This is a genomic window from Nitrospirota bacterium (assembly GCA_016180645.1).
In the GTDB taxonomy this organism is placed as follows: domain Bacteria; phylum JACPQY01; class JACPQY01; order JACPQY01; family JACPQY01; genus JACPAV01.
In genome coordinates this window covers 1-19525 of the sequence record JACPAV010000054.1, presented here as the reverse complement: position 1 = coordinate 19525, position 19525 = coordinate 1, and the positions used below count along the sequence as shown (strand labels likewise).

The 19525-nt window shown below is 61.4% G+C and carries 16 protein-coding genes; 1 reads left to right on the top strand and 15 read right to left on the bottom strand.

Going from position 1 to position 19525, the window contains the following annotated elements:
• Nucleotides 1–368 precede the first annotated feature (368 nt).
• The 5 genes from HYT87_19630 to HYT87_19610 all read right to left on the bottom strand — a co-directional run bounded on the left by HYT87_19630 (nt 369) and on the right by HYT87_19610 (nt 6144).
• Nucleotides 369–605, bottom strand: coding sequence for a hypothetical protein (locus HYT87_19630; protein ID MBI2061957.1), 237 nt, complete (start codon nt 603–605; stop codon nt 369–371).
• 325 nt (nt 606–930) lie between these two features.
• The gene (locus HYT87_19625) at nt 931–2346 is read right to left on the bottom strand and encodes a sigma-54-dependent Fis family transcriptional regulator (GenBank protein MBI2061956.1); all 1416 of its coding nucleotides are present in this window, start codon (nt 2344–2346) and stop codon (nt 931–933) included.
• Entirely contained in the window at nt 2343–3887 is a 1545-nt protein-coding gene (locus tag HYT87_19620) for a hypothetical protein (GenBank protein MBI2061955.1), read from the bottom strand. The genes HYT87_19625 and HYT87_19620 overlap by 4 nt, the downstream gene beginning before the upstream one ends.
• A complete protein-coding gene (locus HYT87_19615; protein MBI2061954.1) occupies nt 3884–4702 on the bottom strand; it encodes a GGDEF domain-containing protein in 819 nt (272 codons plus the stop codon). Before HYT87_19615 ends, HYT87_19620 begins: the two co-directional genes overlap by 4 nt.
• A 14-nt stretch (nt 4703–4716) precedes the next feature.
• Nucleotides 4717–6144 carry a HEAT repeat domain-containing protein gene (locus HYT87_19610; GenBank protein ID MBI2061953.1) on the bottom strand — a complete coding sequence of 476 codons (1428 nt, stop codon included), beginning with the start codon at nt 6142–6144 and terminating at the stop codon, nt 4717–4719.
• Nucleotides 6145–6217: 73 nt separating this feature from the next.
• Between HYT87_19610 and HYT87_19605 the strand changes: the two genes are divergently transcribed.
• Entirely contained in the window at nt 6218–6475 is a 258-nt protein-coding gene (locus HYT87_19605; GenBank protein MBI2061952.1) for a hypothetical protein, read from the top strand.
• 67 nt (nt 6476–6542) lie between these two features.
• Here the strand turns inward: HYT87_19605 and HYT87_19600 are convergent, their stop codons facing one another.
• The 10 genes from HYT87_19600 to HYT87_19555 all read right to left on the bottom strand — a co-directional run bounded on the left by HYT87_19600 (nt 6543) and on the right by HYT87_19555 (nt 19346).
• A complete protein-coding gene (locus HYT87_19600; GenBank protein MBI2061951.1) occupies nt 6543–9494 on the bottom strand; it encodes a hypothetical protein in 2952 nt (983 codons plus the stop codon).
• A gap of 62 nt (nt 9495–9556) precedes the next feature.
• A complete protein-coding gene (locus HYT87_19595) occupies nt 9557–11467 on the bottom strand; it encodes a hypothetical protein (GenBank protein MBI2061950.1) in 1911 nt (636 codons plus the stop codon).
• Nucleotides 11464–11901 carry a hypothetical protein gene (locus HYT87_19590; protein ID MBI2061949.1) on the bottom strand — a complete coding sequence of 146 codons (438 nt, stop codon included), beginning with the start codon at nt 11899–11901 and terminating at the stop codon, nt 11464–11466. Before HYT87_19590 ends, HYT87_19595 begins: the two co-directional genes overlap by 4 nt.
• 7 nt (nt 11902–11908) lie before the next feature.
• On the bottom strand, nt 11909–12523 hold the full coding sequence (locus HYT87_19585; GenBank protein ID MBI2061948.1) for a hypothetical protein: 615 nt from the start codon (nt 12521–12523) through the stop codon (nt 11909–11911).
• Entirely contained in the window at nt 12520–13659 is a 1140-nt protein-coding gene (locus HYT87_19580; protein MBI2061947.1) for a 6-bladed beta-propeller, read from the bottom strand. The genes HYT87_19585 and HYT87_19580 overlap by 4 nt, the downstream gene beginning before the upstream one ends.
• Nucleotides 13660–13868: 209 nt before the next feature.
• Nucleotides 13869–14555 carry a cytochrome c3 family protein gene (locus HYT87_19575; protein ID MBI2061946.1) on the bottom strand — a complete coding sequence of 229 codons (687 nt, stop codon included), beginning with the start codon at nt 14553–14555 and terminating at the stop codon, nt 13869–13871.
• A 395-nt stretch (nt 14556–14950) separates the two neighbouring features.
• Nucleotides 14951–16309: a sigma-54-dependent Fis family transcriptional regulator gene (locus HYT87_19570; GenBank protein ID MBI2061945.1), complete on the bottom strand. Its 1359-nt coding sequence runs from the start codon at nt 16307–16309 to the stop codon at nt 14951–14953.
• The gene (locus tag HYT87_19565) at nt 16306–17760 is read right to left on the bottom strand and encodes a HAMP domain-containing protein (GenBank protein MBI2061944.1); all 1455 of its coding nucleotides are present in this window, start codon (nt 17758–17760) and stop codon (nt 16306–16308) included. The genes HYT87_19570 and HYT87_19565 overlap by 4 nt, the downstream gene beginning before the upstream one ends.
• Before the next feature lie 2 nt (nt 17761–17762).
• Nucleotides 17763–18245 (bottom strand): hypothetical protein, encoded by a 483-nt coding sequence (locus tag HYT87_19560; GenBank protein ID MBI2061943.1) that lies wholly within the window; start codon nt 18243–18245, stop codon nt 17763–17765.
• A gap of 6 nt (nt 18246–18251) precedes the next feature.
• On the bottom strand, nt 18252–19346 hold the full coding sequence (locus HYT87_19555; protein MBI2061942.1) for a hypothetical protein: 1095 nt from the start codon (nt 19344–19346) through the stop codon (nt 18252–18254).
• Nucleotides 19347–19525: the final 179 nt, after the last annotated feature.

The window sequence follows — 19525 nt, the reverse complement described above, 5'->3', positions numbered from 1 at the left end:
TAGTCCTCGGCCGCAGCCTGCGGCGCATGAACAGGAACCCCAAGTCCATCAGAAGCCTGGGCGATCAATATGTTAGAGTACATTAGTGGTTATATTTAGTGTCTACTGTTGGATACGTACCAGACAATGACAAGCTCGACCTAGAAGCACACCGGCTTCTAACTCCAACTCCACTTCCAGATCCTCCAGTATTGACGGACGGCCAGTACGTTGCTTTTCCGGCCTATAGCCCAATCGAAAGCCTTATTGAGCCTGCGAACTGTATGAGGGAGCTTCGGGATATCTACGCCATCAGGATCGAGAATGGAATCCTTCTTCGCATAACTGTAGATGATGATCGGAATGGCTTGAGATGCTCCCCGTGGCCCTTACAGGACATGGACGAGGGCAGATTGGTGTGGGTTACGGGTGGAGACGTCCAATTGATTCTTGCTACAGGAGGGCGGATTACGATAGGCGATGGCGTGAGAATCTTCGCTACCGATCTCCAGTCTGGCCAGCGTCAGTTGGTCGCCGATTATCAACTTTCCACCCAGTTTCCAAACGGGCTTCCAAGGGAGAATTCCGTCTGCGAACTCCTGCCGAACCAGTGCGAATAGGGGCATTCGTGCATTCGTATGCACGAGGAGTGGTGCATGGGGTGCATGGGGTCGCTTTTGCAGATTGAATAACTTGCCGCGACACCATGGGCTTGCAAAGCTCTCTCGACCCTGCCGGTGGGAATCAGTACCGCACCGTCCGAAGTTCATGCCGGACAGGTTGCCTTGGTCAACTGCTCTTGGCCGCTTCACAGCCGACTCTTCGGGTTTAGGGGCCATTCCGAAGAACGTCAACGTGAACGGCGTGGCCACACTGGGAGCGAGTCCCTGTAGGGTCTCACCTGCGATGCGGAAAAGGAACGGCCCGTAACGGGGCACTTGCCATTCCGGGTCAATTCCGGAAGGACTCGGGCCTGAGGCCGTGTTTCTTGAGAAGCCGGTAGAGGGTTCCCCTCGGCAGGCGGGCTTCTTCCGCCGCCATCGCGACATCGCCGGTGTGACGCGTGAGAAGTTCGCGGAGATAGTCGCCTTCGAACGCGGCCAGTCGGGTATTTCGGAAGGCAAAGAAACCGCCGGGTGTGCTCGATGGTGTACCGCTTTCGAAGACCTCGGCGGGCAGGTCGGCCACGGCGATTTGATCCGAACGGCACACCACCATGGCCCGCTGGATCACGTTCTGGAGTTCCCTCACGTTTCCCGGCCACGAATACCGGCAGAGCACCTCCATGGCGTCTTTCTCGATGGATCGGACGCACCCGTGAAGGGTGCGGCTTCCTGAGGGGCGGTCGGAATTCCCCCACTTTTTCGCATATCGTTCCAGAAAATGGGCGGCCAACAGGGGAACATCTTCCGCGCGCTCGCGAAGCGGAGGCACCTCGATCCGTACGACGTTGACCCGATAGAAAAGGTCCTCCCGAAATCGTTTCTCCCGAACTTCCGTTTCGATGTCTCGATTGGTGGCGGCAATAACCTGGATGTCCACATCGATAAGGTCCCGCCCGCCAACCCTTCGGAACTGCCTTTCCTGGAGCACGCGCAACAGTTTCGCCTGAAGTGAAGCGGGCAGCTCGCAAATCTCGTCCAGGAAAAGAGTCCCCCGGTGCGCGAGATCGAGCAGGCCCAGACTGGACGTCTGCGCCCCCGTGAAGGCTCCCCTTTCGTGCCCCGAGAGTTCGTTTTCCAGAAGGTTGTCCGGAATCGCTCCGCAATCCACCGGCACGAGCCGGTTCTCCCTCCTCCGGCCTCGGGTATGAAGGCTCCGGGCGATCAACTCCTTGCCGGTCCCGCTTTCGCCCAGGATCAAGACGTCTGAATCCGAGGAAGAGACCTGTTCGATGAGCTTGAAGACGGCGCGCATCTTGGGGCTGCGGCCGATCAGAGCGTCAAAACGGGCGGTCCGTTCGACTTCGCGGCTGAGAAGGACGTTCTCTTCTTTCAGGCGTCTATGAGCGAGGGCCCGGCTGACGGCCACGCGAAGTTGATCGGGGGTGAAAGGCTTCGTGATGTAATCGAAGGCCCCCTGCTTGACGGAATCGACGGCGGTTTCCACGGTGGGAAACGCGGTGAGCATGATGACAACGGTTTCCGGAGACGCGGAACGAACTCGTTCGAGGAGCTCCATGCCGTTCATTTCCGGCATGGTGATGTCGGTGATCAGGAGGTCGAATCTTTCGTCACCCAACCGGCGGGCGGCGGCCGCAGCGCTCGGCTCGGTGCGGACGTCAAGATTCTCGGAACCGAGGACGTTTGCGCAGGTCTCCAGCATGTCCGGCTCATCATCCACGATGAGCACGCAAGCCTTTTTCATGCGCTCCCCCTTTCATTCTTCAAGATAGGCAGCCGGACGGTGAAGGTGGTGCCTTTCCCTTCCCGCGTCCACACGTCGATGATCCCGCCGTGGCTTCGGACGATTCCCTGCACGATCGAAAGACCCAGGCCCGTGCCCTTGTCCTCCGGTTTCGTCGTGAAGAAGGGATCGAAGATATGGTCGACGATGCGGGCAGGAATACCGGTCCCCGTATCTGCAAGCGCCAACGATACCCATCCGTTCCCGTCATGCCCGGTTTCGAGTCGCAACGTTCCCCCTCTCGGCATCGCGGCCACCGCGTTGCTGGCCAGATTGAGAATCACGTGCTGGAGGTCGTTGCCGTTGGCATGGATGGGAGGCAACGGATCCGCCAATTTTTTCTCGATGCGAATTCCGGCCCCTGCGGCTTCCGGTTCGACGAGGCGGAGGGAATCGCGGACGATTCGATTGAGATCCACGGAGGTCCGTTGACCCGGCGAAGGCCTGCTGAAGGAAAGCAAGCCCCGTGTAAGGGCGGCGATTCGTTCGCTGTGGCGATCGATTTTCTCGATAAGGGGCACGGCGTCCTTGGGCAGTGACTTGTTTTCCAGGAGGAGCTTCGCGTTGGTGCTGATGATGCCGATGGGGTTGTTGACTTCATGGGCTAAGCGGCCCGCCAGCTCGCCGATCGTGGCCAACTTGCTCGCTTGAAGAACGTTCGCCTGGTCCCGATGAATCTGGTCGCGGAGAAGGATGGTGAAATAGGCCGTGAACAGCGTGACCAGCAGGAAGGGGATGGATTCGCCGACGACGAAAACCAGTCTGGAGGCGCCGTGCTCATCGTGGTCGTTCCCGTGGGGCGAAAGTCCGATGAACGAATGATGCCACACATCCGTGTATTCCAGAACAGCCAAGCTGAGGAACAGGAGGCAGGTGAGAAGGGTGACAAAGAACGCATCGCGACGGGACAGAATGATCCCCGCGATGATAACGTGAGGGAGGTAGACGAGGTAGAAGGGATTCTCAATTCCGCCGGAGAAGTGCAGAAGATAGGTGAGGATCAGCAGGTCCACCGCGGCCTGGATGACGATGAGCCGGTATGGTTTGTCCGTCCTGGAGACCCGGAACGTGAAGATTGCGTTGGCCGCCATGAGACCCAGAACGCAGGTCAGCAGAGGCACAAGATTCTCCGCAGGGAGGAGGCTGATCAGCCGGGTGGCGATGACGCAACCCAGGGCGGCCAGACCGGCTGCGAACCACCGCATCCGGACGAACCACGCGGCTTGGTCGCGGACCAGTTCGATCTCCGGCTTCGGGAGGTACGCGGCTCCACCGCCCAGAATCATGGAGGGCGGCTGCCTCCGGGCCAGGTAGATCCCGACGAGGATGGCGGTCAGCGCCGATGCGCCGATGCCACGCGCGATGTGCAACCGGCGGATGAGGCCCGGTTCCAGGGCACCCAGCCAAAAGCGCTCGGCCAGTTCGTATCCCCCGAAAATCACCAGAATCGTGAGCCCCCAGAGGGCGACCAGATCGAGAATTCGCCATCGGCTCTGGTTCATGGCGCGCCCCCCATGGAGTCCGCAGCCGATGTGCGGGCGGTGTGTGATGCGAGGCGCACCGCCGGCTTCTTCGTTTTTTTCTGCCCGTATAATTCCCGGTCGGCTTGTCTGACCATCTCCGTGCCGGAGGAATCTTTTCCGGGATGGAAGGTGGTGCGGCCGACCGAGACACTGACACGCCTCGGAAGGGGAACGGCCGGCTGAGCATGCTCATCGATCAAAGCGAGGAGACGTTGCTCGACCTCCGCGAGGTCTCCTTCATCGCAGTTAGGCAGCAGGACGACGAATTCATCTCCGCCGTACCGGAAGGCGAGATCGGTTTCACGAAGCGCCTGGTCGATGGCAAAACCGATCTTGGCGAGGACCTCGTCTCCGACCGGATGGCCGTATCGGTCATTGATGGCCTTCAGATCGTCCATGTCCAGGAGCAGCAGGGATAGAGGGTAGTAGAGCCTTCGGGCGCGGGCCAGTTCATCCTCAACGCACCGGTCAAAAAATCCCCGATTGTAGAGGCCGGTCAAGGAGTCCGTGATCGAGAGCCGATGCAGCTTCATTTTCTCATGCGTCTGTCGTTTCAGTTTCTGGACCATACTGCCCAGGCGCCAGCCGTACACGGCAAAAACGGTCACAGTGGAAACGGCAAGGTAGGCATAGAGCATGCTGGAATCCGCGATCTCTTGGAGCAGCCATCCGTTTACGCCGTGACCCTGCGACGACCTGCTGAGATAGCGGAGCGCAAGCCAGCCGGCGGGTGCGCCAAGACCCAAGGCGGCGCCCGTCAAGGCAAGGCGGATCGGCGACCTGGATCGAGGCATGCGGCGTCTTCCCCTCATGGTTGTTGGATGGCCTCAGCCGCGGCCCGGCGGACGAGGGGAGAGGGGTCGGACCGGCTGAGGGCCGCGAGCCTGGCCCGTACGGTTTTGTCAAGACGGAAGGCGAGGAGTTTGACTGTGCGCAGCCGCAGCCCCTCGTCCTTGCTGCCGAGGGCGCTCAGCATGGCCTCCGTAGCCTCCGCTGAGTGGATTTCCGCAATGGCCACCACCGCATCTATGCGAACTTCGGCGACGGCATCCTTCAGGAGCGCCCTTAGATCCTGCACGACCGCGGGCACTTTCAGGAGCATGAAGGCTCCGGCTCCAGCGCGGCGAACTTCGGAGTCGTCATCGGTCAATGCTTGGCGAAGGGCCTCCACCACGTTTGGGTCTGGCGTGACGGGTTTGCCGTCCCGCTCGCGCAAGATGCGGGCCAGGGACCACGCCGCATCGAATCGGACGCGGGGGTCGGCGTCTTTCAGGGCCTCCACGATGTACGGCACGGCTTGAAGGTATTTGAGGTTCCCGAGAGAGATCGTCGCATTTCGACGCACGAGCGGATCGGCGTCTTTCAGGGCATGGACCAAGGGTAGGATGGAGTGCGGGTCGCCTACATTCCCGAGGACGCCGGCGACATCCGCGCGGACACCCGCCGACGGGTGTGTGAGTGCCTTCTCCAGTTCGTGGGCGACGGCGGTTTCGTGTGTTTGCCAGAGGATTTCGAGGGTCCATTTCCGGTGTTGGGGGTGTTCGAGAGTACGCACAAGAGAGGCCGTATAGCGCGGGTCTTTCGCCCAGCGCATAAGAGCCTCGCGCGCCCCCACACGAAGGTCCGGGTCCGACATGGATTCGAGGAGCGGCTCGATGAGGGAGGGTTCGTTGATTCGGACCAGGAGGGGCGCGAGGGCGGTCTGGACTTCCGTATCGTTCGACCGGAGAGCCACCCACGCAAAGGCCGGGGACGGCGTCATCCCCCGGCTCATGAAGTGGATGAGAGCGGCGCGGAAAGAGTCGTCCTCCATGTCTTGGGGAAACGAGAGTATGGCCGTTGGTTCACCTTTGTAGGAGGCGGCGGCTCTGGCCAGAGTCGCGAGGGGCGGGGGAAGGTCCGCGGCGAGCAGCGCCGCCAGGCATTCGGACGGCGCGTCACCTTCTCCCGCCACGATGCGCTCGATCTCGGCCAGCTTTTGTTCGTCGGAATGGCGATTGAACCGTTTTCCCCATTTTGCGCATTGGTCGCGGGCTTGGTCGGTGGTGTGCCGTGCGAGCGAGTCAAGGGCATGTCGGGCCGCGGATTGTACTCCCTCAGGTGACGAGCCCTTTGCGGTCAGAACCGTCTCGACGAGGGACTCGCTGATCGGCGGGCAGCCGGCCTGGATCATCGACGTCTTGTCGGTCCCCGACGCGGCGAGCAATAGAGTGGCGAACCATGCGTTAGGAGTCATGGGTTACGCGTCGTGGTCCCATATGGGGTGGACTTGCGGGACCTTTGCCGGAGGGTATAATGGATTCTGAATCATGGCGGTTGCGCTGGAAATATATGAGGCTCTCCGGTCGGCGGGGGCCGATGATGCCAAGGCCAAGTCCGCGGCGGAGAAGTTTGACCCGGCGCTGGAGGGCAGATTCGTCCGCGAGTCTGAGCGGTTTGCCATGAAAGAAGACTTGGCCAAACTTGAGGCACGCCTGATCCGATGGATGTTCATCTACTGGATCGGGCAATTCGCGTCCATTGTCGGCGTTCTCACAGCCATCCTCTTCGCGTTCTTCAAGCCGTAGCTCTCTTCAGCCGTCATGTGTCATGGGTCTGAAGTCAATAGTCAAGCTCTGACCCCCTACTCTATCCTCAGTACGATTTGGAGCAGTGGTTGGTGCCGTGGCATTTGAGGTAGCATTGCCCCGTGTATGTTCCCAAATCCACGAATGTGGGCTCTGGGTAGGGGTCGCAACCGGCGAGGGTGCCCTTCTGGACGACCACATTTCCGAACCGGTCGACCTTGAGGAAATTGATGAGGTGATTGGACACGGTGGAGCCGTGCGGATCGTGGCAGTTCATGCAGGGGGCCTTCTGGCAGCCCAGGATGTGCCCGTGTTTGGGGGTGCTGGTACCCGCGTTGAGGCTGGCCTGGCTGTGGCATCGGAGGCACATGTCGAAGTCGGGCCACACATTTGAGACGTCGTCGATCATCTTGTAGTTCTGGATGAATAAGCCGGGACCCCACGTTGAGCCGTGGGGGCCGTTCGCTCCGGCGCCGCCGACCCACGGGGAGGCGTCGCTGTTGTGGCAGTCGATGCAGGAGATGATGCTACCCGTCGTATAGGGGGCGAGGAGGGACGGGACATTGGCGTTTTTCCCCACGGCCTCGACCGGATGAAAGGAGGGATTCGCCGTGTCGAACTTCAGGCGGAGATTGTAGGTGGCATCCCGGCGAACGACGTTCGTAAAATTGGACGTGTGGGCGTTCGAGAGTCCGTGGCACTTGTAACAGACTTCATAGAGGTAGGTTGAGGGATTGACGTTGGCGCCGTTCGTGTCCACGCCCTTGATTTTCTGGAGGCGGCTTCCGACGCCGAGCGGGGCCCCGTAGGGGGAGGCGGCGAACGAGGAGGCATTGCTGACGACGTGAGGGTTGTGGCAGTCCGTGCATTCGACGTGGGTGGCCATCGTGAGAGGGTCCTCGGTGGGGTTGTGTACGCCCGAGTACGTGGCGACGGGGTGCCGATAGGTCTTTCCGAAATCGCCCTGGACGTTTTTCACGGCCACGTTGGCGTTGTGGCAGGGGTAGCAGGTGTTTTCCTCGTCGCCCGCCTGCTTGAGGAGGCGCGTCGGGTTGGCCGCGTTGTGGGGATCGTGACAGTTCATGCACGAGTTTCCGGACACCGTCGTCTGCCTCCACGCCGCTTTCCGTTCGGCCCACGGGTCGGTGCCGAGACCGTTCCAGATGGCGGCGGACGTGGAATGGCTGGACGTGCTCCAATCCACCTTCACGTGGCAGCGAGTGCAGAGATCGCCGTTATTGGTGGAGACGCGGAGGAAGGGGGCGTTCGTGTTGTCGTGGGGTTCGTGGCAACTGGCGCATTGAACTTGGTTGTTTTCGAGGATGACGCCGGTGAGCGTGGCGGGGTCTTTGAGTTCGGGATCGGCGGCGGCGAGCGCGGCGTCGTATGTGAACGAGACGGGATGGTCGTCCGTGAGGCCCGTACCCAGCAGGGCCCGTCCGCTGAGGAAGCTTGCGGTGAGGTCGTTCACCTGGCCGGTTGGCGAGTTGGTCAAGGACCCCAGTGCGATCGTGCCGTCGTGGCAGGAGAAGCAATTCTTGGATGAGCCCGACGGCTGGCCCAAAGTGGCGTTGAGAGTCGAGGAGGAGTAGAGCGTATAGGGTCCGCCCGGGTCCGACCGGTTCCACAGCGGGCGCTTCTGTTGGGAGTTGTGCGGCGTGTGGCAGAACACGCAGACCTCGTTGATCGTCCCGCTTTTGAACGTGCTTGTTCCCGACGTGGAGAGGTTGTGAAGGGTGGTGGAGATGTTGGGTACGGCGAAGGCTTCGCGAATCCCGAAGAGCCAATCGTATTGCGCGCGGGACGAGACGGGCCCTCTCGGCGCGCGGCCTTCGCGCAGGTACTGAAAGACCTGCACACGCTGGTTGAAACTGTCCGCAACCCAAATGCGGTCCTGTTCGTCCGCGAACAAGCCGGAAGGCAGCCAGAAGTCGCCGGGGGCCTGGCCGGTGGCCCCCACGCCGAGAAGGAGGTTCCCCTGCGCGTCAAATATCTGGAACGCTCCGAACATGGAGTCGACCACGTAGACATGGCCCTCGCTGTCCACGCCCACGCCCTTGGGCATGGCGAAGTCGCCGGACCCGTTGCCATGGCGGCCGAACCGGCTGACGGGGTGTCCCTCCGTGTCAAGCACTTGGATCCGGAAGTTGAGTGTGTCCGTTACGAAGAGACGGCCGGACCGATAGGAAAGATGGGCGGGGAAGTTGAAATGCAAGCCTTCACTCTGCGCCTTCATACCGTTGGGGATCGGGGCTACCTTTCCCTGGGAGGAGGAGGGCCGGGGTGAGGATTCGGGCAGGAGTTCAAACCGCGTGGATATGGAATAGGTTTCGGCCGGAACGGGCTGTCCTCCGCGTTCGCCAACCTGCCCCAGGAACTCTCCGTTTTCGTCCAGCTTCACCAGGCTGTGCCGTGCAACGTCCGCCACCCAGATGGCGCCGTGTTCCTCATCATAGGTGAGGCCGGTCGGCCGATTGAAAGGATGGATTTTTTTCTCCAGCTTGCCGTCCGGCCTGTAAATGCGCACCTCTGCCAGCACGGAGTCGGAGACCCATACGCGTCCCTGTCGGTCGATGGCCAGGCCTACCGGGGAGATGAGACCTCCGGAGCCCCGCCCGATCTGGCGGTAGTCTTTCTTGTCGAAACGATACAGGTGGACGGCGCCCAACTTGGTGTCTGTAATGGCAACGGTCTGGCCGCGGACGGCGATGGCGTAGGGCCGGAGCATTCTGGGGGGGCCGGAGCCGAAGAGGATCTGCGCTACGCGGCTCCAGAACCCGCGGGGAAAGCCGAGATCGTCCGGCGAGCTGAAGCTCATCACGAGTTCAATCCGGGGAGAGTCCGGCGGGCCCGGCCACACCCTGAACGGCATCGGCGCGGGCCGGTTGCGGCCGAGGAGGGCGCAGGCGGCGAGGATCAGTCCTGTGAGAAAAGACGTGAGGACGATGCGTTTCCCCCTCGCCCGTTTACTTCCACCCTGGTAGGCGCGGGCTTTAGCCCGCGTCTTGGGCGCAGGCATAAAGCCTGCGGCTACCGGGATGCGAGAGTTCCTGGTAGGAAGCCGACCCCTGATGGCTTTCATCAGAACCATCGCGTGACCGAGAAGTCCGTTCGGAATTCTTGCCGCGCCGATCCGCGCACGTTCCACCTGTTGTAATCGAGGCCGAGGGAGCTTTCCAGCTTTCCGATCCTGCCGGAAAAATCGATGAAGGAGGTCCACAGCTTCTCCGAACCGTCGAGATACCGCAGCCAGTAGCGGGTACCCGGTCGAACCGTCCATACGCTGAAGTCCGCCGTTCCGGACAGCTCGGCGGAGTACGTCTGGAAATCCCCATTGCCCGGCATACTGAAGAATAACTCTTCGAAGGTAAGCTGGAGCTTCATGCGGGAGGTCGCCTCCCAGGCCAGAGGCTGTCGGACGATGTACGTAACGTAGGATATGGTGTCTTGCCGAAGGGAGCGCCTTTCCGCAAGGGGTGAGAACAGGAGCGGGCTGCCGCCGAATCGGCCTTCCACTCCCACATTGTCGGACAGGGTCGATGAACTCTGAATGCCGCCTTTCAGGGGGTGCAAGCGGAGCCGGTTCTGTTGGTAGAAGAGGCGCAGCCAGTGGAGGTCGTACCCGAGATCGTATCCGACGGAGCGACGGTCATACACGGCGGAGCCGGGGACGCTGTGGGTGTAGCTGACCCAGACTTCCTGATTGTCCCGGATTCGGCCTCCGGGGAGGCGGACGAGTTCGACGTACCCTTCCCGGGTCGTGAGGTCGTAGTCGAATCCTCTCTGGTAGAGGAGTTCGCGTTCGGCGTCCGTCACGACGACCGATTCGGCATCTGCGTCTCTCTGTTCGAGAAGAACGGGGAGGCCGTCTTCGAGCGCATGTGTCTCGTTGACGGACCTGAGTGGGGCGGCGTCCGCCTTCCGGGAGGCGAGGTTGTACCCGCCGCCGACTCCGGCCAGGATGTCTCCCGGTCCGGCCTTTTTCCTGTAGCCCAGGCGGCCGTTCGGGCCGCCCTCGGTCTCGCGCCCGCTCGTGAAGTCACGCCGTGTGCCGGCGAGGTCAAGCCGTTCGTTGAGACTGCCGAACAGTTGGTGGCTGATCCCTGTTTTTGCGGCATGGGTGGCCGTGAAAAGATCCTGGGAGTCTGAACGGGCGAAGGAATAGCCGTGTTGTGAGGATAGAGTCGGCGTGTGGTCGAGGCTCACGTCTTCGGCGGCGCGAAACTGTTGTTGCGCAAGGAAGGGGCCGCGCCTGTGAAAATTGACCGAGGTCGAGAACCGCCGTGAGACGCCGGCCTTGTGGTGGAATGAGGCGTCTTGGGCGTTGTAGTCTCGAGCGGGATCGACGAGGTCCTCCAGGTTCAGAATGCCGTAGTCGGCGTTGAGTTGGGTGGTGGGCCCGGCTCGGCTCAGGCTTCCCCCTCCCCGTATGGACCTATCTTCTCTTTCGCTGGTGGCGCCCGTAACGCCTTGCCGAACCGTTTCGCGCGACTGCGTCCGGTTGAAGTTGAGGGAGGGTTCCAGGACCCCGTTCCTCCACCGAATGGAACCCTCGGCGTTTTCCGAATCGTTTCGTGAAAGCCCTCCAAGGTCCAGGCGGGTGACCCGTTGCGATCGGGCCGCATGCAGATGCGTTGGAAACTTGCTCTTGTCGAGGGCCGAGACACCCAGGTCGTATTCGACGGGCATCGAGTTGCTCCGGCTGGCGGTGTTCTGCGACTGGAGCCGGTCCTGAAAAAATCCGATGCTCCCGGCGACGCCGAGCGACAGCAGGCCCGGATCGAGGAGAGAGACCCGGTTCCGGATCAACACCCTCGTGGCCCAATACAAATCTTGCGAATCGCCCGATTCCGACTGGTACCCCCAGCCGGCGCGCGTCTGCCCCTGGATCCCGCCTTGGAGGGGCGAGACTTGGAGCCATTCCTGCGCGAGAGCGGTGGTGGGGAGGAGGACGCCCCCTACCCCGAGGAGGGCGATGAAGAATCGCGTCACGGTGTCTTCTCCGCCACCGGTTTCGGGACCGGCCCCTTGTGGCACCGGTGGCAGTTCTCATCGGTGATCTGCCAGGCCAGCTTTCCGGTGTGGCAGACTCCGCAGAACTTTCCTTTCCTGATGTCGTCCTTCACCACCTTGTTGGCGCCCTTTTTCATTTTGAAAATCGAATCGTGGCAGACGTAGCATCGGAATCGCATTCGGTGGACCCAGTGACTGAAGACCGCGGGAGGGACGGTGCCGATTTCGCCCGTCAGACGTTTGAACACGATGTCGCCGTACACAGGGTCGTACTCCGTTCCGATGGACGGGAGGGACGGCTTCTCCGACGATGGGGGCTGAGTCGGCTCCTCCGAGCCCGCGGAATCCGGGAAGCGAACCGCCGCCGTTGCCAAGCCTGTCAGCAGCGCCATGACGACGAGACGTGTCCTCATGCCGAGCCTATTGGTTGGGATGACATCGGGTGCAGTTTTCGTCGCCTCGCGGAAAGGCCACCGTGCCGTGGCAGCGGCCGCAATACTTGCCTTCATCGACGGCATCCATGTTCAGCTCGCCGCGAGAGAAATCGAACCCTTCGAAGACGGCGGGATGGCAGTTGTTGCACGCGAGCCATTCGGCATGGGAACTGTGAAAAAAGACCGCGTCGTCATCCTTGCTTTCGGCCTTGTAGATGAAGTCGAAACCGAAGTCCCTTTTCGGGGGCGCGTCTTCCGTCAGCCCCGCCCACGGCTCGATGATCCCCTCGCGGAGCGCGGCCACCCAATCCACGCCGCCTGAATCGTCCTTCGGCAGAAGTTCTTCCACCTGTTTCCAGTCGGAGAGTTTCTCGGCCGGGATGCCGGGGACCTTGGGCGGAGTGCGGCTCTGGTTTTCGAGCGTCGCGCGCGATGCCGCCTTTGGAGGCGCCGGTGTTTTCGATTTATCGGCTTTCTCTTCGGGGGGTGGGACGGCGTCGAAGAGCGTATTCAGGACTTTCCATCGCGCCTTTGGCGAGCAGGCCCAGACCGCGCCCAGGATGAGCGGCAGGAGAGCTGAGAAAAGGATGACTCGTTTCACGGCGGGCCGTCTTTCGATGCTGTCGAGGTCCCGTTCGCGGGAGCATCCACAGGTTTCGCGCCGGCGTCGGCGGCCACGAGTTCGAAGACTTGGAGGCGATGGTTGTATTGGTCCACGACCAAGATTCGGTCTCCCTCTACGGCCACGCCTTGCGGCAGCCAGAATTGGCCGGGATCGTGGCCGACCGCGCCGAAAAACATCAGGAGCTGCCCCTCGGCATTGAAGATCTGAACGTTGTTGAATGCCCCGTCCGCCACGTAGAGGTTGCCGTCGGCGTCCACTGCGATCCCTTTCGGCCTGGCGAAATTGCCAAATCCCCTGCCGAGGCTTCCGATCGATCTCACGTATGCGCCCGAAGAGTCGAAGATCTGGATCCTGAAATTCATGGCATCGACAACGTAGAGGAGGCCGTTCTTGTCGAGCGCTAGGTAGGTTGGAAAGTTGAACTCTCCTTCTCCCGATCCCCGGTTCCAATAGCGATCGCTCCCATGTGCCCCTGGGGGAACGGGTTCGGGCTCCTTCCCCTGCTTGCCGATCGTGAGGACAAGTTTCCCTTCCGGGTCAAAGACCAGAACCTGGTGGAGGTAGCTGTCCGACACATAGAGACGCTTTCCATCCGGGCTGACCGCGGCATCGATAGGGTTCAAAAACATCTCATTCCCTCCATAGGCCGCCATGAACTCGCCTTCCGGTGTGTATCTCATGGCCCTCAACAAGCCGCGGTCGACGACGTACAGTTCTTCTTTGGGGCCTACCGCGCAGCCGTGGGGTCGCGCCAACGCATGGGCTCCGGTCTGGCCGAGGAAGTACTGCTTCTTCTTCTCCATGTCGAAGACCACCACGCGCCCTTCGGAGGGGTCGGTGGCGAAGATCCTGCCTTTTCCGGAGCAGACGCCGAAAGGTTTCGTGAAAACGGGAACGGCCCTGACGCCGACGAGGAGCTGTTTGATCCGCTCCACGAACGTGGGGGAATCGTTCAGGTCGGCGGATGTGGCCAGACTGCGGACGTATCGGATGCGCGGCGGGTCGGGAGGGAGGGGCCATACAAGCAGGGGTCGTGGCCCCAATACCCGATTGCCGGCGCACGAAGCCAAGAGGAAGGCCATTGCCGTGAAGAACCCTTTCCTAAGAACCATGTCCAACCGCCCCCTCGCTGATATCATGACCGCCGAGGTCCAAAGTATGACCGTCGTCATTTCAGTCTTTTTTGATGGTGTAGGGCATTGATTCTGCCAGACCGTTCCATGGCCCGTTGTCGCCCTCCCGCCCTTTCGAGAAAAAGGGCCGGGAAAACCTCAGCGGCTATCCCGGCCCTTGACGTTTTTTCGTTCCTGGCTAGGCGAGGCTACTTGTTATGGCAATCCAGGCATAGCGCTGAGGCCGCGTTGGAGATGCGCAGGAACGTAGCGTTCGTGTCTTCGTGTGGGTTGTGACACGAGCCACACTCGACTTTGTTGCTGTAAAGCTTCGCGCTGGCGGGGGCCGCCTTGAATCCGGTGATATCGACCGTGCGATAGGTGATGGAGACCGGGTGGTCGTTCCGCATGTCCGTCCCCAGCCGGGGCTGGTAGTCCGCACTCGCGCCGTTGGCGATGAGGGCGTTCGTCGGCGCCGCCCATCCGCTCGATCCCGGACGGTTTACCATCGTGTCCAGTCCGATCGAACCGTCATGGCAACCGAGGCAGGCCGCGGAGACGCCGCCCGGTGAAGCGTCCACGGTTTCGTCGACCGTGGAGCTCCAGCCGTTGTTGTACATGGTGAACGGTCCGGCCGGCAGGTTCTTGTTCCACAGAGGCTTGGCCGTCGTGTTGCCGTTGTGGGGCGTGTGGCAGTACACGCAGATTTCACCGTAGTTCGTGATCCCGTAGGCCACGGCGTTCGCGCTCAGGTTGTGCTTCGTCGTGCTGACGTTGTCCGCCGCGAGGACCTGCTTGGCGAAGATGGTCGCCAGCGTCCAGACAACCACGAAAAGGAGCGTAATCAGGCCGGCGTAGGCTCCGGATTGTCTCACATTGTTTTTCAGTGCCGTCATGCGACACCTCCTTTCCTGCTCACCCAATCTTCCGTTCTTTCCATTCTGGTTGGACTCCTGTCCGACTGACTAAAGCGCAACGACAATGCCAGATCACAGAGTGCTCAGGCACAAGGAAGGAACCTGACGGCGGTCAGGAAATGGCTTGATTCCTGCGAGAAGAGTTGATCGGCATCAGCAGACCATCATGACCAACAGCAGGATTGAGCGGAACGGAGACCCTTGCTCAATCTCGTCTGGTGGGCCATCTCACGCAGGGTGAGTGAAATGCCCCAAGTGGCGTTCAGCCATCAGCGGTCAGCTTTCAGCCTCTGAATGAGACTTGAGATTCTTCAGTACGTCGTTCGCTCCGGTTCCGAAGCTGAGTGCTGACGGCTGACTGCTGAACGCATCTTTCACGCAAGGCCATGTTTCTCCATGCGGTAGCGGAGGGTGTCGCGGCTGATGCCGAGGAGCCGGGCGGCCTGCGATTGATTGCCGCCGGTCTTGGCCAATGCTTGGGCGATGAGTTCCTTCTCGATTTCCCCGAGGGAAGCGCCTTGGTCGGGCAGAGTGACGGGTGGCTTGTGGTTGGGCAGCACGGCTTGTGTTTCCACGATTTCGGTTGGGAGGTGGAGCGGAAGGATCGGCCCGCCTTCCGCGAGGATCATGGCGCGTTCGATCACATTCTTGAGTTCGCGCACATTCCCCGGCCAGGGGTAGACCCCGAGAAGATCCATCGCCTCCGCGCCGATTGGGGGGAGCGGTTTCCTCATGCTCGAGGCCGCATCGGCAACGAAACACCGTACCAGTTCGGGGATGTCCTTGGCGCGCTCCCGGAGCGGAGGGAGAGTCAGAGGGAACACTTTGAGCCTGTAATAGAGGTCCTCGCGGAACCCACCCTTGGCGACCTCTTTCTGGAGGTCGCGGTTGGTGCAGGCGATCAGGCGCGCGTCGACTTGGATGTCGCGGGTGCCTCCGAGGCGACGGAACGCTTTCTGCTCGATCAGGCGGAGGAGCTTGGCTTGCACGGGGAGCGGAACGTCCGCAATCTCGTTCAGAAGAACGGTTCCGCGCTCGGCGGTTTCAATCAGGCCCTTCTTGGCCGTCTTGGCATCCGTGAACGCCCCTTTTTCATGTCCGAAAATTTCGCTCTCGAAGAGAGTAGACGGCAGCGAAGTACAGTCCACCTCCAGAAACATCTCCGTTGAACGCGGGCTGCGGTCGTGGATGATCCGGGCGGTGAGATCCTTTCCCGTTCCGCTTTCACCCTGGATCAGCACGATGGCATCGGTGGGCGCAACTTTCTCGACCAGCGCCATCACGTCCATGATGGCCGGGGAGGTCCCGACGAGCTCGGACGGGCAGCAGGAGGGCCGGCGGGCGCGCCGCAAAGCCGTAACTTCGGCGCGGAGGCGCGCCGTGGCGAGCGCCTTGTTCAATACCAAAGCCATTTCCTCCATCTTGAAAGGCTTCGGAATGAAGTCGTGCGCGCCCAATTTCATGGCTTGGACGGCGGAGTTCACGTCCCCATGCGCCGTGATCATCACGACGACCACATCGGGGTGGTCGCGCTTGAGCCGTTCCAACACCTGGAGACCGGAGAGGCCGGGAAGTTTCAGATCCAAAATCACCAGATCGGGAAGATCGCGTTCGATCAGGTCGAGCCCCTCCTCGCCGGACTTGGCGATGGCCACGTCGTACCCGCGCTCGGCGAGTCCCTCCTTGAGGAACCACTGGATGAGCTGTTCATCATCGATGACGACGATTCTCACGGCGCCGCCTCCAGGACAATGATGAATGTGGTCCCTGCACCCGGGGTGCTTTCCACGGTGATCTGTCCATCGTGTTCTTCAATGATTCTCCGGGTTGTGGCGAGGCCGAGTCCCGTACCCTTTTCCCGCGTGGTGTAGAACGGCTCAAAAATTTTGTTGAGATTCTCGGATGGGATTCCGACGCCGGTATCCGAGATGCGGAGTTCGACCCTACCCGCGAGGATCTCGCGCGCGGAGAAGTCGAGGGTGCCCCCCTTGCCCATGGCCTGGACTGCGTTGATCGTGAGGTTCATGAGAGCCTGCTGGATCCGCTCCGTGTCCACCCGGAGAAGGGGCAGGGAATCGGGCGTGTCCACACGCACCGCAATCGACTTCTTTTCGAACTCGGGACCGCAGAGGAGGAGAAGCCTGTCGAGGAGATTTTTCAAGGGGATGGCGATCCTGTGGGGGGGCGTGATCCGCACGTAGGAGAGGACACCTTCGATGGAGTGATGCAGGCGCTGAACATGGGAGAGGATGGCATTCAGGACTTCTTTGCGGGGGTCATCGCGCGGGAGTTGATCGCGGATCACTTCGGCGGAACCGGCGATTCCGGCGAGGGGATTCTTGATGTCGTGCGCGATCCCGGAGGCCATTTCGCCGATGGAGGCAAGCCTCTCCATGTGCAGCATCTCGGCGTGGCGGGCCTCTTCGAATTTCCGGCGCGCTTCCGAGAGCGCGGCCAGGGTGGAATTCAGCCCCCGACCGAGCAGCGCGATCTCCTCAGGACCGCCTTCCGGCGCCCGGACCGACAGGTCGCCGCCTTGCGCCGTTTGCATGGCGAGGGAAAGTTGTTCCACGGGACCGGCCACCACCCGGAGCAGCATGAACCAGAGGCCGACCGAAAGGAACAGGAATGTTCCGGCCGCCGTCCAGATGAGCCGGGTGCGCTGGGCATCCACTTCGGCCAGGACGCCCGCCAGGGTGACCTGGAGCTCCAGGATCCCGCGGACTTTGTGATCACTCCCATGGCACCGGTGGCATTGCGCCAGGTTATCGATCCTCTGGAGCGAGGTGAATACGGGTTCACCGTCTATCCCCTTGTCGCGGAAAACCTGGGGCTGGTCCCGGAGGCCGGCCTCCACGAGCGACGACGGAACGAAGGCGCCGATTTCGCGGAGTCTCGATGATTTCTTGATCCGCCCCTGCGTATCGAAAATTCGGATGGTCTCAATTTCCTCATGCTGGGCCATCGCCTCGATGATGGTTTGAATGTTTTTCCCTTCACCCAGAAGCATCGTCACCATGAGGCCGCGCTTGATGGTTTCGCCCAGGAGCACGGTCCGGATTTCCTGCGATCGGGTGAGGGAGCCTTCCAACCATCGGAAAGTGAACCAGGAGTAGGCGAAGAAGGCGGATAGGAGAAGAAAAAGGATCGATACAATGAGGCGCGCTCGAAGAGTTCGAAACATTTCTATGGGGACCCCCTGGCGGACTCCGGCCCGACCACGGTGAGGGGATCCGTTCCGTCGATCAGGATGACCTTCACCGACGCGTCCGCTTCGTCCTCCCAAAGAAAGCCGACCGCGCCCTTTTCGCGGCTGACGAGCTGCCTCATGGATTCCGCCGACATGGCCGTCAGCGGCCGGTCGGCTTCGCCGCGGAAGATTTTCTCCAGCCAGAAGCGACGGTACCGGGTATCGTCCATCTGATACACCTTCGTGAGGAACAAGGTTCGTTCGCTTGCGTAGGCTTCCCGCATGACCAGGACGACCGGCTCGCCGTCCGGCCAGTGCTTGCGCTCCGCGCGGAAATATTTTCGGAGTTCCGGCAGGGTGAGCTTCTCGACCGGGTTATGCCGATGGACGATGACGACAAGTCTTCTCCCCGCGGTCGTCCGGGGAGCATCAAGCGCCAGGAGGGCGGCGCATGCGAAGACCAGCAGCCGGAAAGCCACGGCGTCTTAGAATGTGAAGGCGACTTGAAAGGTGAGCCGGCGGGCGTCCCGCGATCCTCTCAGATTGTCCGACGCGCCCTCCGCCTTTAGGGCGAGGTTCGCGTCCGCGTCGAAGCGGATCCCGGCGAGAACGGAACGGGACCACAAGAGGTCGGCCGTCTGCGCGGCGTACGGATCTTTCTCCGCATCGAGGAATTCGCCGCGCGCGTAAGGGGTCACCTTGTCGATGCTGTAGGCAAGCTGGGCGTACGTTCCCATGTTCCAGGACTCGGCACGGGATTGTTCGAGGAGGCGACGGTAGGTCACGAATTCCGCCAGTAACTCCCAAGGGGTCTCGCGGTATGCGAGGTGGGCCGAGTAGAGCTGCTCATGGGTGGTTTCCCCGAGACCTTCCGGGGGAACGCCCGGCGGCGCTCGATCCAGGTAGGTGCTGAAGCCTCCCTCCAAGCCCGGAACGACCATCGGCTGAAGTGTCAGGCGGGCCGCAATGGCTTTCCAGTCGTTGTCGTCGCCGACGATTTGCTGCCTGTTGGTATTGGTCCCGCGGCCGTTGGCGACTCCCAGGTCGTACGTCCACCGGAGGCTTCCCGGCAGGTCCGCCGAGCCATTCAGCGCAACGCCCGTGAGATGGAGGGGGAGGATGCCTCCCTGATCTTCAAATCGGAACGTCAACGGCCGGGTGGCCGCCGACTCCAGCATTCTCCCGTGGTGATAGGCCGTGTTGTAGTAGCCGACCGGCGTGTGGATCTTGCCGGCCGTGACGGACAAGTAGTCTCGGAAATCGTAGGTGATCGAAAGCCGCTCGATCTCGATCTCGAACTCCCCATCTTCCTCGCCCTGGAGGACCGTTTCGGCGAGACCCCGGACGCCTGGGATGGGAGAGCCCGTGAGCACGAGATCCATCATTCCCAGAGCGAAGCCTCGTGTCTTCGGCTTGTCGGCAACCGTGAGATCCACGTTTCCGAAGACGTCGAGGTGCGCGTTCCCGTCCGCGGCCCAGGCGGATCTTGGAACGAGCAGAAGGAAGGGGGCGACCAAGAGCAGGCTCACGGTGTCCCGAACACCCTTCACGATTCGGGTGCAGCGCCTCCGTTTTGCCATCCGCGAAAAATATGCTCTCTAACGCGTAGAACAGAACATGACCAGGATCAGTAAATAAGGGTAACCGAAAGGCATGTCCCCTAAGCTCGACTTTTGCCATTTTTCCATGCTGTGTGAACATCACTTCACGAGGGAAGGCCATTTCCACGCCGTGAATTTTGAGACAGGAGCCGTTTTCC

Coding starts and splice junctions, on each gene's coding strand:
- HYT87_19630 (MBI2061957.1), bottom strand. CDS start 605: ATGCCCCTATTCGCACTGGTTCGGCAGGAGTTCGCAGACGGAATTCTC.
- HYT87_19625 (MBI2061956.1), bottom strand. CDS start 2,346: ATGAAAAAGGCTTGCGTGCTCATCGTGGATGATGAGCCGGACATGCTG.
- HYT87_19620 (MBI2061955.1), bottom strand. CDS start 3,887: ATGAACCAGAGCCGATGGCGAATTCTCGATCTGGTCGCCCTCTGGGGG.
- HYT87_19615 (MBI2061954.1), bottom strand. CDS start 4,702: ATGCCTCGATCCAGGTCGCCGATCCGCCTTGCCTTGACGGGCGCCGCC.
- HYT87_19610 (MBI2061953.1), bottom strand. CDS start 6,144: ATGACTCCTAACGCATGGTTCGCCACTCTATTGCTCGCCGCGTCGGGG.
- HYT87_19605 (MBI2061952.1), top strand. CDS start 6,218: ATGGCGGTTGCGCTGGAAATATATGAGGCTCTCCGGTCGGCGGGGGCC.
- HYT87_19600 (MBI2061951.1), bottom strand. CDS start 9,494: ATGCCTGCGCCCAAGACGCGGGCTAAAGCCCGCGCCTACCAGGGTGGA.
- HYT87_19590 (MBI2061949.1), bottom strand. CDS start 11,901: ATGAGGACACGTCTCGTCGTCATGGCGCTGCTGACAGGCTTGGCAACG.
- HYT87_19580 (MBI2061947.1), bottom strand. CDS start 13,659: ATGGTTCTTAGGAAAGGGTTCTTCACGGCAATGGCCTTCCTCTTGGCT.
- HYT87_19575 (MBI2061946.1), bottom strand. CDS start 14,555: ATGACGGCACTGAAAAACAATGTGAGACAATCCGGAGCCTACGCCGGC.
- HYT87_19565 (MBI2061944.1), bottom strand. CDS start 17,760: ATGTTTCGAACTCTTCGAGCGCGCCTCATTGTATCGATCCTTTTTCTT.
- HYT87_19555 (MBI2061942.1), bottom strand. CDS start 19,346: ATGGCAAAACGGAGGCGCTGCACCCGAATCGTGAAGGGTGTTCGGGAC.